This is a genomic window from Pseudomonas sp. Marseille-QA0332, from assembly GCF_054950175.1.
In genome coordinates, this window is record NZ_CM143106.1 from 616447 (window position 1) to 630259 (window position 13813).

At 60.8% G+C, this 13813-nt stretch carries 19 protein-coding genes and 3 pseudogenes; 18 read left to right on the forward strand and 4 right to left on the reverse strand.

Going from position 1 to position 13813, the window contains the following annotated elements; all coding sequences use genetic code 11:
• The first annotated feature begins 2 nt into the window (after positions 1-2).
• From ACY8GK_RS03090 to ACY8GK_RS03160, 15 genes are all read left to right on the forward strand, one after another.
• On the forward strand, positions 3-1289 hold the full coding sequence (locus ACY8GK_RS03090; protein WP_462402275.1) for a phage terminase large subunit family protein: 1287 nt from the start codon (positions 3-5) through the stop codon (positions 1287-1289).
• Positions 1289-2740 carry a DUF4055 domain-containing protein gene (locus ACY8GK_RS03095; RefSeq protein ID WP_462402276.1) on the forward strand — a complete coding sequence of 484 codons (1452 nt, stop codon included), beginning with the start codon at positions 1289-1291 and terminating at the stop codon, positions 2738-2740. The genes ACY8GK_RS03090 and ACY8GK_RS03095 overlap by 1 nt, the downstream gene beginning before the upstream one ends.
• Complete coding sequence (locus ACY8GK_RS03100; RefSeq protein WP_462402277.1) at positions 2667-3758, forward strand: minor capsid protein; 1092 nt, start codon at positions 2667-2669, stop codon at positions 3756-3758. The genes ACY8GK_RS03095 and ACY8GK_RS03100 overlap by 74 nt, the downstream gene beginning before the upstream one ends.
• Before the next feature lie 86 nt (positions 3759-3844).
• Positions 3845-4429 (forward strand): hypothetical protein, encoded by a 585-nt coding sequence (locus ACY8GK_RS03105; protein ID WP_261240297.1) that lies wholly within the window; start codon positions 3845-3847, stop codon positions 4427-4429.
• 84 nt (positions 4430-4513) lie between these two features.
• On the forward strand, positions 4514-5287 hold the full coding sequence (locus ACY8GK_RS03110) for a hypothetical protein (protein ID WP_462402278.1): 774 nt from the start codon (positions 4514-4516) through the stop codon (positions 5285-5287).
• Positions 5288-5290: 3 nt separating this feature from the next.
• Positions 5291-6283 carry a phage coat protein gene (locus tag ACY8GK_RS03115; RefSeq protein WP_462402279.1) on the forward strand — a complete coding sequence of 331 codons (993 nt, stop codon included), beginning with the start codon at positions 5291-5293 and terminating at the stop codon, positions 6281-6283.
• A 47-nt stretch (positions 6284-6330) separates the two neighbouring features.
• On the forward strand, positions 6331-6630 hold the full coding sequence (locus tag ACY8GK_RS03120) for a HeH/LEM domain-containing protein (RefSeq protein ID WP_261240300.1): 300 nt from the start codon (positions 6331-6333) through the stop codon (positions 6628-6630).
• A gap of 3 nt (positions 6631-6633) precedes the next feature.
• Complete coding sequence (locus ACY8GK_RS03125; protein WP_261240301.1) at positions 6634-7011, forward strand: hypothetical protein; 378 nt, start codon at positions 6634-6636, stop codon at positions 7009-7011.
• 2 nt (positions 7012-7013) lie between these two features.
• On the forward strand, positions 7014-7406 hold the full coding sequence (locus ACY8GK_RS03130; RefSeq protein ID WP_462402280.1) for a hypothetical protein: 393 nt from the start codon (positions 7014-7016) through the stop codon (positions 7404-7406).
• Between the two features lie 2 nt (positions 7407-7408).
• Positions 7409-8083, forward strand: coding sequence for a hypothetical protein (locus ACY8GK_RS03135; RefSeq protein ID WP_462402281.1), 675 nt, complete (start codon positions 7409-7411; stop codon positions 8081-8083).
• Complete coding sequence (locus ACY8GK_RS03140) at positions 8080-8493, forward strand: phage tail terminator-like protein (RefSeq protein ID WP_462402282.1); 414 nt, start codon at positions 8080-8082, stop codon at positions 8491-8493. The genes ACY8GK_RS03135 and ACY8GK_RS03140 overlap by 4 nt, the downstream gene beginning before the upstream one ends.
• Before the next feature lie 128 nt (positions 8494-8621).
• Entirely contained in the window at positions 8622-9185 is a 564-nt protein-coding gene (locus tag ACY8GK_RS03145; RefSeq protein WP_462402283.1) for a GIY-YIG nuclease family protein, read from the forward strand.
• Between the two features lie 65 nt (positions 9186-9250).
• Positions 9251-9910: a phage tail protein gene (locus ACY8GK_RS03150; RefSeq protein ID WP_462402284.1), complete on the forward strand. Its 660-nt coding sequence runs from the start codon at positions 9251-9253 to the stop codon at positions 9908-9910.
• 9 nt (positions 9911-9919) lie between these two features.
• Positions 9920-10303 (forward strand): phage tail assembly chaperone, encoded by a 384-nt coding sequence (locus ACY8GK_RS03155; RefSeq protein ID WP_462402285.1) that lies wholly within the window; start codon positions 9920-9922, stop codon positions 10301-10303.
• A 68-nt stretch (positions 10304-10371) separates the two neighbouring features.
• Positions 10372-10617, forward strand: a complete 246-nt coding sequence (locus ACY8GK_RS03160) for a DUF1799 domain-containing protein (protein WP_462402972.1) — start codon at positions 10372-10374, stop codon at positions 10615-10617.
• A 141-nt stretch (positions 10618-10758) separates the two neighbouring features.
• Here the strand turns inward: ACY8GK_RS03160 and ACY8GK_RS03165 are convergent, their stop codons facing one another.
• Complete coding sequence (locus ACY8GK_RS03165; RefSeq protein WP_462402286.1) at positions 10759-10962, reverse strand: hypothetical protein; 204 nt, start codon at positions 10960-10962, stop codon at positions 10759-10761.
• A 201-nt stretch (positions 10963-11163) separates the two neighbouring features.
• Between ACY8GK_RS03165 and ACY8GK_RS03170 the strand changes: the two genes are divergently transcribed.
• Positions 11164-11346: a hypothetical protein gene (locus ACY8GK_RS03170; protein WP_462402287.1), complete on the forward strand. Its 183-nt coding sequence runs from the start codon at positions 11164-11166 to the stop codon at positions 11344-11346.
• Positions 11347-12149: 803 nt separating this feature from the next.
• Here ACY8GK_RS03170 and ACY8GK_RS03175 read toward each other — a convergent pair.
• Complete coding sequence (locus tag ACY8GK_RS03175; RefSeq protein WP_462403050.1) at positions 12150-12449, reverse strand: hypothetical protein; 300 nt, start codon at positions 12447-12449, stop codon at positions 12150-12152.
• 215 nt (positions 12450-12664) lie between these two features.
• On the opposite strand from ACY8GK_RS03175, the gene ACY8GK_RS03180 reads away from it, so the two are divergent.
• Complete coding sequence (locus tag ACY8GK_RS03180; RefSeq protein ID WP_462402288.1) at positions 12665-12970, forward strand: hypothetical protein; 306 nt, start codon at positions 12665-12667, stop codon at positions 12968-12970.
• A 287-nt stretch (positions 12971-13257) separates the two neighbouring features.
• Positions 13258-13473, forward strand: a pseudogene (locus tag ACY8GK_RS03185) (phage tail length tape measure family protein); the annotation flags it as partial.
• Here ACY8GK_RS03185 and ACY8GK_RS03190 read toward each other — a convergent pair.
• Both ACY8GK_RS03190 and ACY8GK_RS03195 read right to left on the reverse strand, forming a co-directional pair.
• A pseudogene (locus tag ACY8GK_RS03190) lies at positions 13466-13558 on the reverse strand (YmfL family putative regulatory protein); the annotation flags it as partial. The pseudogenes ACY8GK_RS03185 and ACY8GK_RS03190 overlap by 8 nt on opposite strands.
• Before the next feature lie 29 nt (positions 13559-13587).
• A pseudogene (locus tag ACY8GK_RS03195) lies at positions 13588-13799 on the reverse strand (DNA-binding protein).
• Positions 13800-13813 lie beyond the last annotated feature (14 nt).

The window sequence follows — 13813 nt, forward strand, 5'->3', positions numbered from 1 at the left end:
CGGTGAAGCTGACGCCGAAGCAGGCGAACATCTACGTGTGGGGCTTCCAGCCTGAGGCGCGCTTTCGTGATGCGGTATGCGGTCGGCGATTCGGCAAGACCTTCCTCGGCAAGGCTGAGATGCGCCGCGCGGCCCGCTTGGCTGCGGAGTGGGGCGTCAGCGTCGAGGACGAGATCTGGTACGGCGCGCCGACGTTCAAGCAGGCCAAGCGGGTCTTCTGGCGCCGTTTAAAGCAGGCCATCCCCGAGGCCTGGCGCGCTGCTCGACCAAACGAGACCGAATGCTCGATCACGCTCAAGTCCGGCCACATCATGCGTGTGGTCGGCCTGGACAACTACGACAACCTGCGCGGCTCCGGTTTGTTCTTCGTCCTGGTGGACGAATGGGCCGACTGCCCGTGGGAAGCCTGGGAAGAAGTCCTGCGGCCGATGCTCTCGACCTGTCAGTACACAATCCCTGGCGGCCCCACACGAAAGGGGGGGCACGCGCTACGGATCGGCACGCCGAAGGGCTTCAACCACTGCTATGACACGTTCCGTGACGGCCAGGCCGGCGGCGAGCCAGACCACAAGAGCTGGCTCTATACCTCGCTGCAGGGCGGCAACGTGCCAGCGGACGAGCTGGAAGCGGCCCGGCGCAAGATGGACCCCCGGACGTTCCGCCAGGAGTATGAGGCGAGCTTCGAAAACTACGCCGGTGTCGTCTACTACACGTTCAACCGCAACGAGTGCCGAACCACTGCGAGAATCCAGCGGGGCGAGGCGCTGCACATCGGCATGGACTTCAACGTGATGAAGATGAGCGCGGTGGTATACGTCGTCCGCGACGACTTGCCCCTGGCACTGGACGAGTTCCATTCCGTGCGCGACACGCCGGAGATGATCGAGAAGATCAAGGAGCGATTCCCTGGGCATAGCATCGCCGTGTACCCCGACGCCAGCGGCCAGAACACCAGCAGCAAGAATGCCAGCGAATCGGACCTGTCACTGCTCAAGAAGGCCGGCTTCACCGTGGTCGTCGACTCCACGAACCCGAGCGTCAAGGACCGGGTGAATGCGGTCAACGCCATGTTCCTGAACACCTATGGTGAACGCCGGCTGAAGGTCAACATCGACCAGTGCCCGAAATTGACCCAGTGCTTGGAGCGACAGGTCTACGACGATAAGGGCGAGCCTGACAAGAAGGGCGGCCACGACCACATGAACGACGCCGCCGGCTACTTCATCGCCAAGCGGTTCCCGATCAAGACCCAGTCCGCCGGCACACGCCGCATCGGAGGTTTGGCGTAATGCCTGTTCAATCCACGAACCCAGACTACGACGCTCACATCGAAGAGTGGCGCATGATGGACGACGCCCTGGAGGGCGAGGGCGCTATCAAGCGCAGCCCGCGCAATCTGCCCAAGCCCAGCGGCATGGTCGAGGCGGAGAAGCTGGACGGCCAGGGGAATGCCTACCTCTACCGGAACTACACCGATCGGGCCCAGTACGAGCACTGGGTTCGCGATTCGCTGCGCTCGATGATGGGCCTGGTCTCCCGGCTCATTCCCGAGGTGAAGCTGCCCAACGGGCTGAAGGACCTGGAAGAGAACGCTACGGCCGACGGATTCGGCTTGACCCAGCTGTTCCTGCGCGTCGTGCGCCAGGCTATCTCCCATGGCCGAGTGCCGCTGGTAGTGAACGTGGATGACTCCGGCCAGCCGTACTTCGCCACCTACGCGGTGCGCAACGCCATCAACTGGGACACTGCCGACCAAGGCGGGCGCCAGGATCTGGTGTTGGCCGTGTTCCGCGAGTTCAGGAAGAAAGCCGAGGACCGCTACAGCCACGATTGCGAGACGGTTTTCCGCGAGTTCTACATGCTCGACCAGATCTGCTATACCGCCGTGCGCAACGAGGCTGGCGAACTGATCGAGCAGGACCGCCCGCTGGGTACTGTCGGTACCGACAACCAGCTGGTGCGCGGTCTCGAGTACATTCCGGTGATCTACTGTGGCTCTACCGACAACTCGCCAGACGTGGACGAAATCCCGCTGCTGACGATGGCGCGGGCGGCACTGAAGTCGTACCAGCTCAGCGCCGACTACTTCACGGCGCTGCACCAGACCAGCCACCCGCAGCCGTGGGTGTCCGGCCTGGACGAAAGCGTCGAGCTCAGCGTCACTGGCCCCTCGGCGGCTTGGGATCTCGGGCCGAATGGCTCATGCGGCTACCTGGAGTTCCAGGGCGCCGGCATCGAAGCTGTCCGGACCGCCATGGAAGACCAGAAGAACGCCGCCCTCGAGGCGGGTGCCAAGGTCATGGACGTGTCCGGTACCGAGTCAGGCGAGGCGCGCAAGACGCGGCAGAACGACCAGCACGCCACGCTGCACAGCATCGTCATCACCGCTGCCGCTGCCATCGAACAGGCCCTTCGCTACGCGGCCGAGTGGACTGGCTACAACCCAGACGAGGTGGTCTTCACCGTCAAGCCTGAGTTCGTCATCCCTGAGGTCAACGCCCAGGTGCTGGCCGAGCTGCAGAAGAGCGTCATGGCCGGCACGATCAGCGCCGAGACCTACTGGCAATACCTGACTACCGGCAAGCTGCCCGAGCGGGCCTACGACGAAGAAGCCGGGCTGATCAGCGACGAGCGCGAGTCGGCCGGCCTCAACCTGGACAGAGACGATGACGACGAAACCGGAGCAGACGGCGGACGAGAAGCTGCTGGAGCAGGTCAGCCGCCACTCGGTGCTGCTTGAGCGGCTCAAGGCCGGCGAGGTCAAGAAGTTCGAGACGGTCCTACGCCAGGTGGATACCCAGGTGCGCGACAAACTCACCCGCAAGGAGCTGACGACCTACAGCCGTTCCAGGCTTGAGGAGTTCTTGAGCCGGGTGGGCGGCAAGCTGCTGGAGATCTACCAGGCCTTCAATGACCGCATGCAGGCTGACCTGGTCGACATCGCGCTGTACGAAGCCGCGTTCGAAGGGCGCAGCCTGGCAAAGGCGCTGCTGATCGATGCGGTCATCCCGACCGATGCGCTGATCCGAGCGGCGATCAACACGCAGCCGTTGCAGGTGTCAGGCATCGACGGTGGCACGCTGCTCAAGTCGTTCCTCAGCGGCTGGACGCGCACCGAGTCGACACGGGTAACCAATGCCATCCGGCTCGGCGTGGTGCAGGGCCAGACCAACGCCGAGATCACCCAGGCTATACGCGGTACCGCGGCGCAGAACTTCACCGACGGCGTGCTGGCAGTCAGCAACCGCAATGCCCGCTCAGTGGTGCAGACCGCTGTCCAGCACGTGGCTACCACGGCGCGTATGGAAACGCTGAAGGCGAATGCTGATGTCATCCCGGGCTATCGCTGGGTGTCCACACTCGACCGCAAGACCAGCGCCCTGTGCAAGAGCCTGGACGGTCGGGTGTTCGAGCTAGGGAAGGGTCCGCTGCCGCCGGCGCACGTCAACTGCCGGTCGACCACTGTACCGGTGACCAAGCTGTCAGGGCTGTTTGCCGATGGAACCACGCGCGCCTCGGTGGGCGCTGCTGGCGGTGCTCAGGTCTCGGCGAGGCTCAGCTACTACCAATGGCTCCAGACGCAGCCAGCGGCTTTCCAAGACGCCGCGCTGGGGCCAGTGCGCGGCAAGCTGTTCCGCGACGGCGGCCTGACAGCCGAGCGGTTCGCCGCGCTGCAGCTGGACAAGAACTTCAAGCCGCTGACGTTGGACCAGCTCAAGGAGCTGGAGCCGTTGGCGTTCGAGCGGGCGGGGCTATGAGTCATTTATTTCATCTTGGTACACGAGACCCAATTCGGAGATCATTGCAGTAGCGCGCGTTGCGCCTCACTGTCATGGGAAGAACAATGCTGAAGCTGTTATGGATACCCGTAATCTTTCTACTCGTGGGATTCGCATTTCTTTTGGGCTTGTCGTTTGGTCTTAGTGGAAGCAGTGCGCCGTTCGTAAATGAGGCGGTTCCTGTCCTCTCCATGCTCGGCGGATGGGTATCGGGCATCGGGGCGCTGGCCGCGGTGATCACAACTTTGTGGCTCGCAGATAAGCAGCGAAGAGAGGATGTTGAGAATATCCGCGTCTCTGTCCGATCCGCCATTGCGGATACCGGTGAGGGAGGCTGGTTTATCGCTGTGAATCTAACCTCGGACGGAAGACGCCCGGTGAAGGTGATCTCACTCTCGGTTCACTCACCGTTTGCAAAAAACTACATTCAGTTCACGCAGTTTTGGTGGGGAAGTGATTCTCTGCCCGTTTCTATGTCTTACGGAGACAACGCTTCGCTCCACCTGCCGCCTGGTACCGACCGGCAAATCGCCAAGTTCGTGCATGACCACTGCCAGGGCAGAGTAAAGGGCCTCAAGTTTGTTGTCGGTACGACGCTGCGCGAGTTTGAAGGAGCAATCCACAAAAACCTCCTCACTCTTAGTTCCTAAGCTCTGCGGATCAAACATAACCCGGCAATGCCGGGTTTTTTTATGCCCGCCAGGCGGGCCAACCAATCCCAAGGGGATAGCCACATGCCTTTCGACTTCGACCCGGCCGCCCACGGCCTCACTCTCGACGACACCCAAGCTGCGGCGCTTAAAGCGGCACTCGGCGGAGAGGTGCAGAAGTATCTGGATGGCGAGGTCTCGGGCCTCAAGTCCAAGAACCAGGAGCTACTCGGCTCCAACAAGACCATCAAGGGCGAGCTGGACAAGCTGAAAGGCCAGTTCGACGGCCTGGACATCGAGGCGGTCAAGGGGCTGCTGGCCAAGGCCGGCCAGGACGAAGAAACCAAGCTGATCGCCGAGGGCAAGCTGGACGAAGTCGTCACCCGCCGTACCGAGCGCCTGCGCGGCGACTACGACAAGCAGCTCAAGGCGGCCAATGATCGCGCCGAAAAGGCCGAAGCCTTCGCTGCCAAATACAGCGACAAGGTCCTGGCCGACTCCATTCGCGCTGCCGCCATCAAGGCTGGTGCGCTGCCTGAGGCCGCCGAAGACATCATTCTGCGAGCCCGGGGCACCTTCAAACTGAGCGAAGACGGCGAGCCGATCGCCACCGACCGTGATGGCCAGGTCATCTACGGCAAGGACGGCAAGACCCCGCTGTCTCCCTTCGAATGGGCGGAATCGCTGCGCGAAACCGCTACTCACCTGTGGCCAAGGGCCCAGGGTGCCGGACAGACCGGCGACAACGGTGGCAAGGCCACAAAGAAATGGGGCGAGTACACGGAGAACGAGCGCGCCGCGCTGGCCGCGTCCAACCCCGAGGCATTTAAAAAACTCTTGGCCACCAAAGGAACCTAACCCATGGCTTCTACCCAGCTGTCCGACGTCTTCGTCGGCGAGTACTACGCGTCTCTTGACCCGGTAAACAGCCCGGAAAAAACCGCAGTATACGAATCCGGCATTGTCACCCGCTCCCCTGTGCTGGATGCCATCGCCTCCGGCAGCCAGGGCACTGCCGAGGTCAGCTACTGGCAGGACCTCGACCCGAATGAGGCGCCGAACATCAGCAATGATGATCCCGACGACCTGGGTGAAGTCGGCAAGGCCGAGCAGGAAAGCATGCGTGCCCGCGTGCTGTACCTCAACAAAGGCTATGGCGTCTCCGACCTGACTGCTGAGCTCGCAAACAGCGAGCCAATGCAGCACATCCGCAACCGCTTCGGCACTTACTGGAACCGCCAGTGGCAGCGCTACCTCCTCGGCGCGGCGCGCGGCGTGATCGCTTCGAACATCGCGAACGATGGAGGCGACATGGTCGTTGATGCTGGCGCAGCCATCAGCGCAAGTGCATTCCAGGATGCGGCCTTCACCGCTGGTGATGCTGCCGACGTGTTCTCCGCAATCGGCGTTCACTCGGTGGTGATGAACCAGATGGTCAAGCAGGATCTGATCGAGTACCTGCGCGACTCCACCGGCCGCATCATCCTGGCGACCTACCTGGGTAAGCCGGTGTTCATGGATGACAGCCTGGTGTACGGCTCTGACCAGTATCTGTCGGTGTTCTTCGGCCAAGGCGCGTTCGGCTACGGCCAAGGCACTCCAAAGGTGCCGGTCGAGCTGCAGCGAAAGCCTGATGGCGGTAACGGTGGTGGTGCCGAAGTCCTGTGGGAGCGCAAGACCTACATCCTGCAGCCTGCGGGCTTCAGCTGGGTCGGCGCGAACAGTCAGAACCTCAGCCCGACCGCCACGCAGTACGCGAGTGCGGGCAACTGGGAGCGGGTGTTCGACCGCAAGCAGGTTCCGTTCGCTGCTGTAATCAGCGGCGGCACCGTAACGCCACCCGCTGGCGGTTGATCCTTGAGGGCTGCTTAGGCGGCCCTTCTTCATTCGGGAGAAGAGTTATGGAAGTCGTTTATTCGGATAGCGAAGAACGCAAGCCGGGCAAGCTGTACCGCTCCACCGGCAATTTCTTCGGCGTCATCTCCGGCGCAACACACGTGACGGTCGAGGGTGATCATCCCAACATCGTCGAGGCGTACCGCAAGGCAGGCATCAAAGTCGAGACCGATAGCGATCCCGAGGAAACCGACCCGCACAAGATGAACGTGCCTGAGCTGAAGGAGTGGCTCACCGCCAAGGGCATCGAGTTCGACGCCAGCGCGAAGAAGCCCGAGCTGCAAGCTCTGATCCCGCAGGAGTAAGCCATGACTGACTTCATCACCGTTGCCGATGTGAACGAGAAGCTCGGGGCGGGCTGGGCTGGCACCGGTGATGCGGTCCTTGCCGTGGCCATGGCCAATGCCTGGCTCACGGCCAAGATCAAGCGCACGGTGCCCGAGGCGGTGCCGGACGCAATCGTGACCGCCGGCGCGCAGGTCGCCAAGCTGGCCGCCGAAGGCAAGCTCTACAAGGACACGCAGCGCGAGGTGCAGAGCAAGACCGTATCGGCCCAGTCCGGCACCTCGACCAGCAAGACCTACGTTGCGGGCTCCGTCGAGCGTTCCACCGGTGAGAACTTCGCCTTGGACCTCATCGCGCCCTGGACCCGCCGGTCGGGCACCGTGATGCTCAAGAGGATCTGACCATGGGCATGCGTGAGGAGCTACAGGCCGACCTGGCCGAAGCCTTCGATGATCCCGATGGTCTGGCCGATGCGGTGAAGCCGGTTCTCGGCAGTCGCACGGTGAAGGGCGGATATGACCCGGAGCTCGGCGGCACAGTGCCTGCCTCGACCATTCGCTACTCAGGCCGCGGCGTGTTCGGCAGCTACCTTGCCAAGGAGATCGACGGGTCTCGCATCCAGACCGAGGACGTGAAACTGCTGGTGCTGCAGAACGAGCTGTTCGAAGAGCGGGGCGGGCAGGCCAGTGAAATTCCTGCCGCTCCCAAGATCGGCGACCAAGTCAGCGGCTACCGAGTCCTCAACGTGTCCGAGGATCCTGCCCAGGCCACCTGGACTATTCAACTGAGGAAGTGACCATGCCACGCGGCGCGCACATGACGCAGCGGTACGGCGGGCTTGAGGGCGGATTCGCCGAAAGCATCCGGGCCTTCGCCGAGAAGGCCGAGCAAGCGCTGGACGCCACCTTCCGCGAGATCGTGATCGAGATCGGCAGCAGCGTCATCCGCATGTCGCCGGTGGGTAATCCCGAGATCTGGGCGGCCAACGTGGCGTACCGACAGGCGCGAACGGCAGAAGCCGATCGATATGACGCTCGGGTCGCCGCACGCAACGAGTCGGTTCGCCAGGACCCGGGCAACTTCACCAAGTCCGGCAACCTTAAGCGCGGAGTGAAGTACGCCAAGCCCCTGACCAAGACTGAGCGAGACCAGAACTTCTACGTGAACGGCCTGGCGACCGGGCAGGGCTATGTGGGCGGCCGCTTCCGGGGCAACTGGCAATTCTCCATCGACTCCCCGGCCAGCGGCGAGCTTGATCGCATCGACCCGTCTGGTAATGAGGCGATCGCTGATCTACTGACCCAGGTGCAGGCCCTGACAATCGGCCAGACGGCCTACATCGTGAACAACTTGGAATACGCGATTCCACTCGAGTACGGCCATTCGAGCCAAGCTCCGAGCGGCATGGTCCGAGTGACCCTGGCCAACTTCCAGCGCATCGTCGACGAAGCCATCAGGAACAACCGCGTATGAGCCAAGCAAGAGCCCGTCAGGCCATCGAGATCAAGCTGATGGCCTGGGCTACAGCACGCCCGATCCGGGTCGCTAACTTCGAAGAGGAGTTCGAGGCCGAACCCGGCGAAACCTACCTCCGCGCCTTCCAGCTGCCGGCCAGCACCACCTGCCGCTACCTGGGCGGCGAGGCGTACGAGTACACCGGCGTGTACCAGGTCAGCATCGTATGCCCTGCAGGCCAGCCCCTGAACACTGCCGAGACGCTGATCGACGAATTGTCCGCGTTGTTTCGTGTTGATTCCGAGCTCAACCGCAATGGGTTCGAAGGCCTGATCACCGAGCCAGTAGAGCAGGGCCCCACTATCACCGAGTCGGCGACCTATACGGTCCCGGCTAGCTTCACCTACCGCGGTGTCGCGGACCGGTAAATCTTCAAGGGGCGCATCTGGCGCCCAACCAAACACGCAGCCTAGGCCCGTACAGCCGAACGGTGGATGTTCGTTCATCCGTCCGCCCCGGCTGCGTTCCTTTTCGCCTGATGAACGAGGTGTCGCAGATGAATGCAAGCAGCGTAGAAAGCCTTGTCGACTCACTGAGCGTATCCGTACGAGCGAACGAAGCATACGAGTACCTCATTGACCGAATAGGTGATGTGTTTGAGAAATGCAGTGCCTCAAGGGCATTGAGCCTGCTTGATGAACTGGCAGTACTTGAGGCTATCAATGCGATTGAGCTTTGCATCCTGGCCTCAGGGGGCGATCGCCGAATTCCTGGACTGTGTAGGCATGCGCTTCATCTTGCGGGAATTGGTGAAAGCGAAATCCGTATAACTCCTGACGGCCAAGTCATTCGCCGGCATATCTATTTTGCGAAAAACGGTCGTGGTTTGATAAAGATCGGCTCCAGCATGGATACAACGAATCGCATCAAGTCCTTGGAGACCGGTGCTGGCGAGCCGTTAACGCTATTGGCCTCTGTGCCAGGCTCAATGGGGGCTGAACGCCGCCTACATCAGCAGTTCTCAAAGTTGCACAAGCATGGCGAATGGTTTGAAGAGACTCCAGAGCTAACCGAATACATCAGAGCTCTTCAGAAAGCTAACGATCGCAGTGCGACTTAACCCCAAAGCATCCACCAAACCCGCCACGTGCGGGCTTTTTCGCTTCTACCCAAGAGGAAAACACCATGGCCGCACGCTTCCCGCTGCCGAACGGCTCCGTGCTGGAGATCGCCAGCGCCCTGGGCAATGCCGTTGCCTTCACCGCCCTGACCAATGCTGCGCCACCGGTGGCCACTGCCGCAGGCCACACCATCAAGAACGGCGACGTTCTACTGGTCAACTCCGGCTGGTCCCTGATCACCGACCGCGCTGTCCGCGCCGCCAGCGTGGCCGCTGACAAGTTCTCTCTGGCAGGGCTCAACACCAGCAATCTGGACAAGTTCACCGCCGGCGCCGGCGCGGGCTCTGTCGTGACCGTCTCGAACTGGGCGCAAATCTCCAAGGTGACTGGTTTCACTGTCTCCGGTGGCGAGCAGCAATTCCTGACCGTGGGTTACCTGGAGAACGATGACGACATCCAGTTCCCGACCAACCGCAACCCGATCAGCCTGGCGATCACTGTCGAGGATCAGCCCGCAGCTCCCTACGTGACGATCGTTGAAGGGTATGACGAATCCAAGGTGCTGACCGTGCTGCGCCTGAAGCTCTCCGGCGGCGACCAGATCCTGTTCCCTGGCTACCTGAGCATCACCAGCACGCCGACCATGGAGCGCAACCAGCTCATGACTCGAACCATCAGCTTCGGCCTCTCTGGCCGCCCCGTCCGCTACCCAGCGGCCGCATAAGGAACCACCATGGCAAAGATCAAGATCGCGCAGAACCCCACGTTCAGCGCAGTGGTGCAGCTGCCGCGCATCGGCGCCGAGCCCGTACCGGTCGATTTCGAGTTCCGCTACCTGGACCGCATTGCCCTGGCGGAGATGTTCGACCGCTGGAACAAGGCCCGGGATGAGCTGGCCGAGCAGGCCAAGGGAGAAGGCATCGGTTGGTCCGACGTGACCGCCAAGGAAATCAAGCTGCAGGCCGATCAGCTGAAAGAAATCGTGGTGGGCTGGGGCCTGGACGACAAGTTCAGCGATGAAGCCGTCCTTCAGCTCGTGCAAACCTGCACCGGCGCGCCGAAGGCGGTCACCGATGCCTTCCAGAACGCCTATAACCCGGCCCGCTTGGGAAACTGAGGGCGGCGGCCAGGGCCATCTATGAGCGTGGCCCTTCCGCCGAGCAGCTGGCGGCGCTGGGGCTGACCCTGGCTGACATTCCGGAAGAAGAGGTCGAGGTCTGGCCTGATATCTGGCCAGCCTTTCGTCTGTTCGAGGCGCTTGGAACGCAATGGCGCCTGGGGCAGGGCGGGCCGTCCGGCCTGGACTACACCGCTGTGCCGGTCACCGCTGCCATGCTGGGCATCAAGCGGCGGGATTTAGTCGACATTTTCCCTGACCTGCGGGTTTTCGAGGTCGAGGCCTTGGCCGTCATGGCTGAATCTCAAGAGTGACCGTAATCGGAGGTTATATGGACTCATCGAGCAAGCAGGTCATCCTGGGCTGCCTGGATTCATTGGCGGTTTCACTCGCTGAGCACGGGCACCAGTGGAGCGCTCAGCAGCGTCAGGATTACGCGGAGGCGGTGGCTCTGCTCACTTCTGACGGTTGTAGGGAGACTGGTTCGTCGGCTTCAGGCTGATTCCAAGCTCGGCCGCTTTGCTGTAAATGGACGCCTCACTGCGCCCTAGCTTGAGGCCAATAACGCGGGTGGGGGTGTTGCCAGCAGCCAATTTCCTCAGCTCCGCTATCTGAGCTACGGTCCATTCTTTGCCGCCGTTGGTGGGTTGCTTAGCCATCTCACAGCTCCTTGTGGGTGAGTGCCGAAAGCTAATGCACCGATCCGTATCGCGCTACTGGCTTTCCGTCCAGTGTGGATGGATGGGTAGTCCTGCATAGCTGGCCATTTGACATTCCTGTCTTCGATCCGTAGATTCCGCCGCCATTATTAGTTGAAGCCGAGCTTTTTCAGCTTTTACCAACCAAAGGAAGGGATGTAATTGGCTAAATTTATGTGGGTCGTAACCATCATCATGTCGCTGATCGGTGGCTTGATTGGGTTCAGTGGGATGCAGGCAGCTACGAGCGCGCCGCAAGAGGCTGCAGCTGCAGCTATGGGCCTGGCTTGGGCAGTGATCCCGTATTGCATTGCGAAAGCTTTCACCGAGCTGAAGTCGCTCTGATGTAGTGACATCGAAAGTGAATAGAGCCCGGCCCCGCGCTGGGCTTTTTGCATCTGGCGCCAGATGCAGCCTAGCTAAGGGTTGTACGCCTCGGAATGAAGATCCCAGGTCTGAGTGTCCTGGTAGCAGAGGTGTGCGTATCAACCGTAAGCGTTCGCTCAAGTCACCTTGCATGGCTTGGGCGCGCATCGACTTGGCTGAATGCGCGCGAGGCAGGATCGCCCTATGATTCGGTGAGTCCACGTCTGATAATGCCTCGGATATCAATATTCAAGGCAGGGCCAATAATGGACTACCGTGCAACTCGCTACGCCCTATTTGCCTTTCCCTTCTTCGTAATGTGCCAGCCAGTACAAGCATCGACGTGGCAAATTTGCCGTATGGAGCTACACATCACTGATGTGTTGAAGATTCCCTATCCAAAGCTACAGGCCCAGGTTGTGAAGGTAAGCCAGGCATCGACCACGGCAGAATGCCCGGAAAAGGGGGCGACTATCACATTCGTACCGGAAGCTGCTGATTACCAAAGCACGCTCCCGCGCAGGCAGTGGCCCAAAAAAGGCCAGTTGATGCACATCAACTACCGATATCTGGATGGGACGTGTAAAGGCGATGGTCATCCCCATGAGTGCCGTATTGAACATTACCCCTTAGCGGGTACTAGGTAAGCGTCCGACGAACACATGTTCGCCACATGCAGGTCGAAAAACTTGCGGCGAGCATGGGCCATCCAGCCGATTTCGGTGATAGCCATCCGATAGTCCTTTGAGATGCGAAAGCCCGGCGCTTGGCCGGGCTTGGAGTTATCTAAAGTTCCGCTCCACAATTAAGTCATAGCAGCGGCGTGCGACGGTAGCGAAATATAGGCCGCTCAGACCGAGCAAGCCCAAGAAACCAAAAGCGAGAGCTGCATCAGCCGTGAGCGCATGACTGCTGGACCATTCGAGCATCTCTACCGTCACGCTTCCCGATACCCACAAGTAATACGCTCCTACGGTGAAGCTGAGAGCTCCGATGAGCGCGAGCGTCCAGTCGCTTAGCTCTGTGTACGTGTACTTTTTCCGGTTACGGAACGCGGTAACCATCTTCCTCATCAGCTTCATGCGTTTACTCCGGTGGGCATAGGTAAAATCGACGTGTCCGGGCTGAAGCCATAGTCGACGAAAATTGGGAAACAGCTGGACGGTGCGTGTTCAGTGACCATTTTCTCAGATTCTCACAAGGCGCTGCAGCTTTGAACATTCCCGGGTCCTGCGCGGGGTTTTGGCGCTTCTCCGCTGCAATGGTAGATTGCCCCCATCAATCAAGGAGGGCAGGCATGAGGCGTTTGGCATTGGTTGCGCTGGCTGGGGTCATCCTGGCCGGCTGCGGGAATAGCGACATCGAAAGGGCACGAGAGGCGGTATCGGAGCAGCTCACCGATCCATCGTCAGCCCAGTTTCGCAACGAGTGGAGCAAAAAGGATGGATGGGTCTGTGGTGAGGTCAACTCGAAAAATGTCATGGGCGGTTACGTTGGATTCAAGCGCTACACCGTCACGTGGATGCCGGATGGCACAAATGTGGTTGCCCTGGAAGGGGAAAACGAAACCTCAGTGGACCGTATAAACTGCGGAATCCAGTGAGAACCTGAATGCGACCAAGCCCGCCATGAGCGGGTTTTTTTATGCCCGGAGAAACCATGAGTCAGGGTGATATTGCCGTCCTTGGTATCAAGGTGGAGTCAGGAGAGGCTGCAGCAGCTGCCCAAGACCTTGACAAGCTGGCTCAGGCTGGAGATCGGGCTGAGAAATCAACCGCTGGCGTCGGCTCTCAGGCAAAGGCGTCTGGCGTGACTATCAAAAGCCTCGCCGCGAGCGGAAAAGAGGCTGAGCAGGCGCTGGATGCATATTCTCGCCAGGCCCAGGCTGCGGGTCTATCCACGAAGGCCTACACAGCCGCGCTGCGAGGCGTCCCCGCACAGTTCACAGACATCGTGGTCTCCCTACAGGGTGGGATGAACCCGTTTACCGTTCTGCTCCAGCAGGGCGGTCAGCTCAAGGATATGTTTGGCGGAGTTGGGCCGGCGACACGCGCCCTAGGCGGTTACGTCGCTGGACTGGTTAACCCATTCACACTGGCAGGCGCGCCGCAGCGCATTCGCGACCGCCTGGAAAAGCGCAGACCACGGCGCTGACGACCTGGCGAAAGGTTTCTAGCACGGGGCGTTTCATGTTCTGGTTTTCTCCCTAGGCCGGGTCGTCTACCGTGCGGTTTCGCCGCGTTTGATACCGAGCAGTACGGCTGCTCGATGCGACGCGCCTCTCAAGCATTTTTTCTGGCGATTCAGCACGGCATACACGGTCGAGGGTGTCAGTCCGTGCATCTGCCCCATTGTCTGGCAGACAACCCTTGGCTGGCCAAGCGTTCCCGTGCCTCGGCACAAGCTTGCTCGCTGGGGTATGAGTTCGGCATAGTCTCGTTTCGTG

Bases quoted from the DNA above. Each gene is read 5' to 3' on its own strand.
- ACY8GK_RS03095 (WP_462402276.1), top strand. From the start codon at position 1,289: ATGCCTGTTCAATCCACGAACCCAGACTACGACGCTCACATCGAAGAG.
- ACY8GK_RS03100 (WP_462402277.1), top strand. From the start codon at position 2,667: ATGACGACGAAACCGGAGCAGACGGCGGACGAGAAGCTGCTGGAGCAG.
- ACY8GK_RS03105 (WP_261240297.1), top strand. From the start codon at position 3,845: ATGCTGAAGCTGTTATGGATACCCGTAATCTTTCTACTCGTGGGATTC.
- ACY8GK_RS03110 (WP_462402278.1), top strand. From the start codon at position 4,514: ATGCCTTTCGACTTCGACCCGGCCGCCCACGGCCTCACTCTCGACGAC.
- ACY8GK_RS03115 (WP_462402279.1), top strand. From the start codon at position 5,291: ATGGCTTCTACCCAGCTGTCCGACGTCTTCGTCGGCGAGTACTACGCG.
- ACY8GK_RS03120 (WP_261240300.1), top strand. From the start codon at position 6,331: ATGGAAGTCGTTTATTCGGATAGCGAAGAACGCAAGCCGGGCAAGCTG.
- ACY8GK_RS03125 (WP_261240301.1), top strand. From the start codon at position 6,634: ATGACTGACTTCATCACCGTTGCCGATGTGAACGAGAAGCTCGGGGCG.
- ACY8GK_RS03130 (WP_462402280.1), top strand. From the start codon at position 7,014: ATGGGCATGCGTGAGGAGCTACAGGCCGACCTGGCCGAAGCCTTCGAT.
- ACY8GK_RS03135 (WP_462402281.1), top strand. From the start codon at position 7,409: ATGCCACGCGGCGCGCACATGACGCAGCGGTACGGCGGGCTTGAGGGC.
- ACY8GK_RS03140 (WP_462402282.1), top strand. From the start codon at position 8,080: ATGAGCCAAGCAAGAGCCCGTCAGGCCATCGAGATCAAGCTGATGGCC.
- ACY8GK_RS03145 (WP_462402283.1), top strand. From the start codon at position 8,622: ATGAATGCAAGCAGCGTAGAAAGCCTTGTCGACTCACTGAGCGTATCC.
- ACY8GK_RS03150 (WP_462402284.1), top strand. From the start codon at position 9,251: ATGGCCGCACGCTTCCCGCTGCCGAACGGCTCCGTGCTGGAGATCGCC.
- ACY8GK_RS03155 (WP_462402285.1), top strand. From the start codon at position 9,920: ATGGCAAAGATCAAGATCGCGCAGAACCCCACGTTCAGCGCAGTGGTG.
- ACY8GK_RS03165 (WP_462402286.1), bottom strand. From the start codon at position 10,962: ATGGCTAAGCAACCCACCAACGGCGGCAAAGAATGGACCGTAGCTCAG.
- ACY8GK_RS03175 (WP_462403050.1), bottom strand. From the start codon at position 12,449: ATGAAGCTGATGAGGAAGATGGTTACCGCGTTCCGTAACCGGAAAAAG.
- ACY8GK_RS03180 (WP_462402288.1), top strand. From the start codon at position 12,665: ATGAGGCGTTTGGCATTGGTTGCGCTGGCTGGGGTCATCCTGGCCGGC.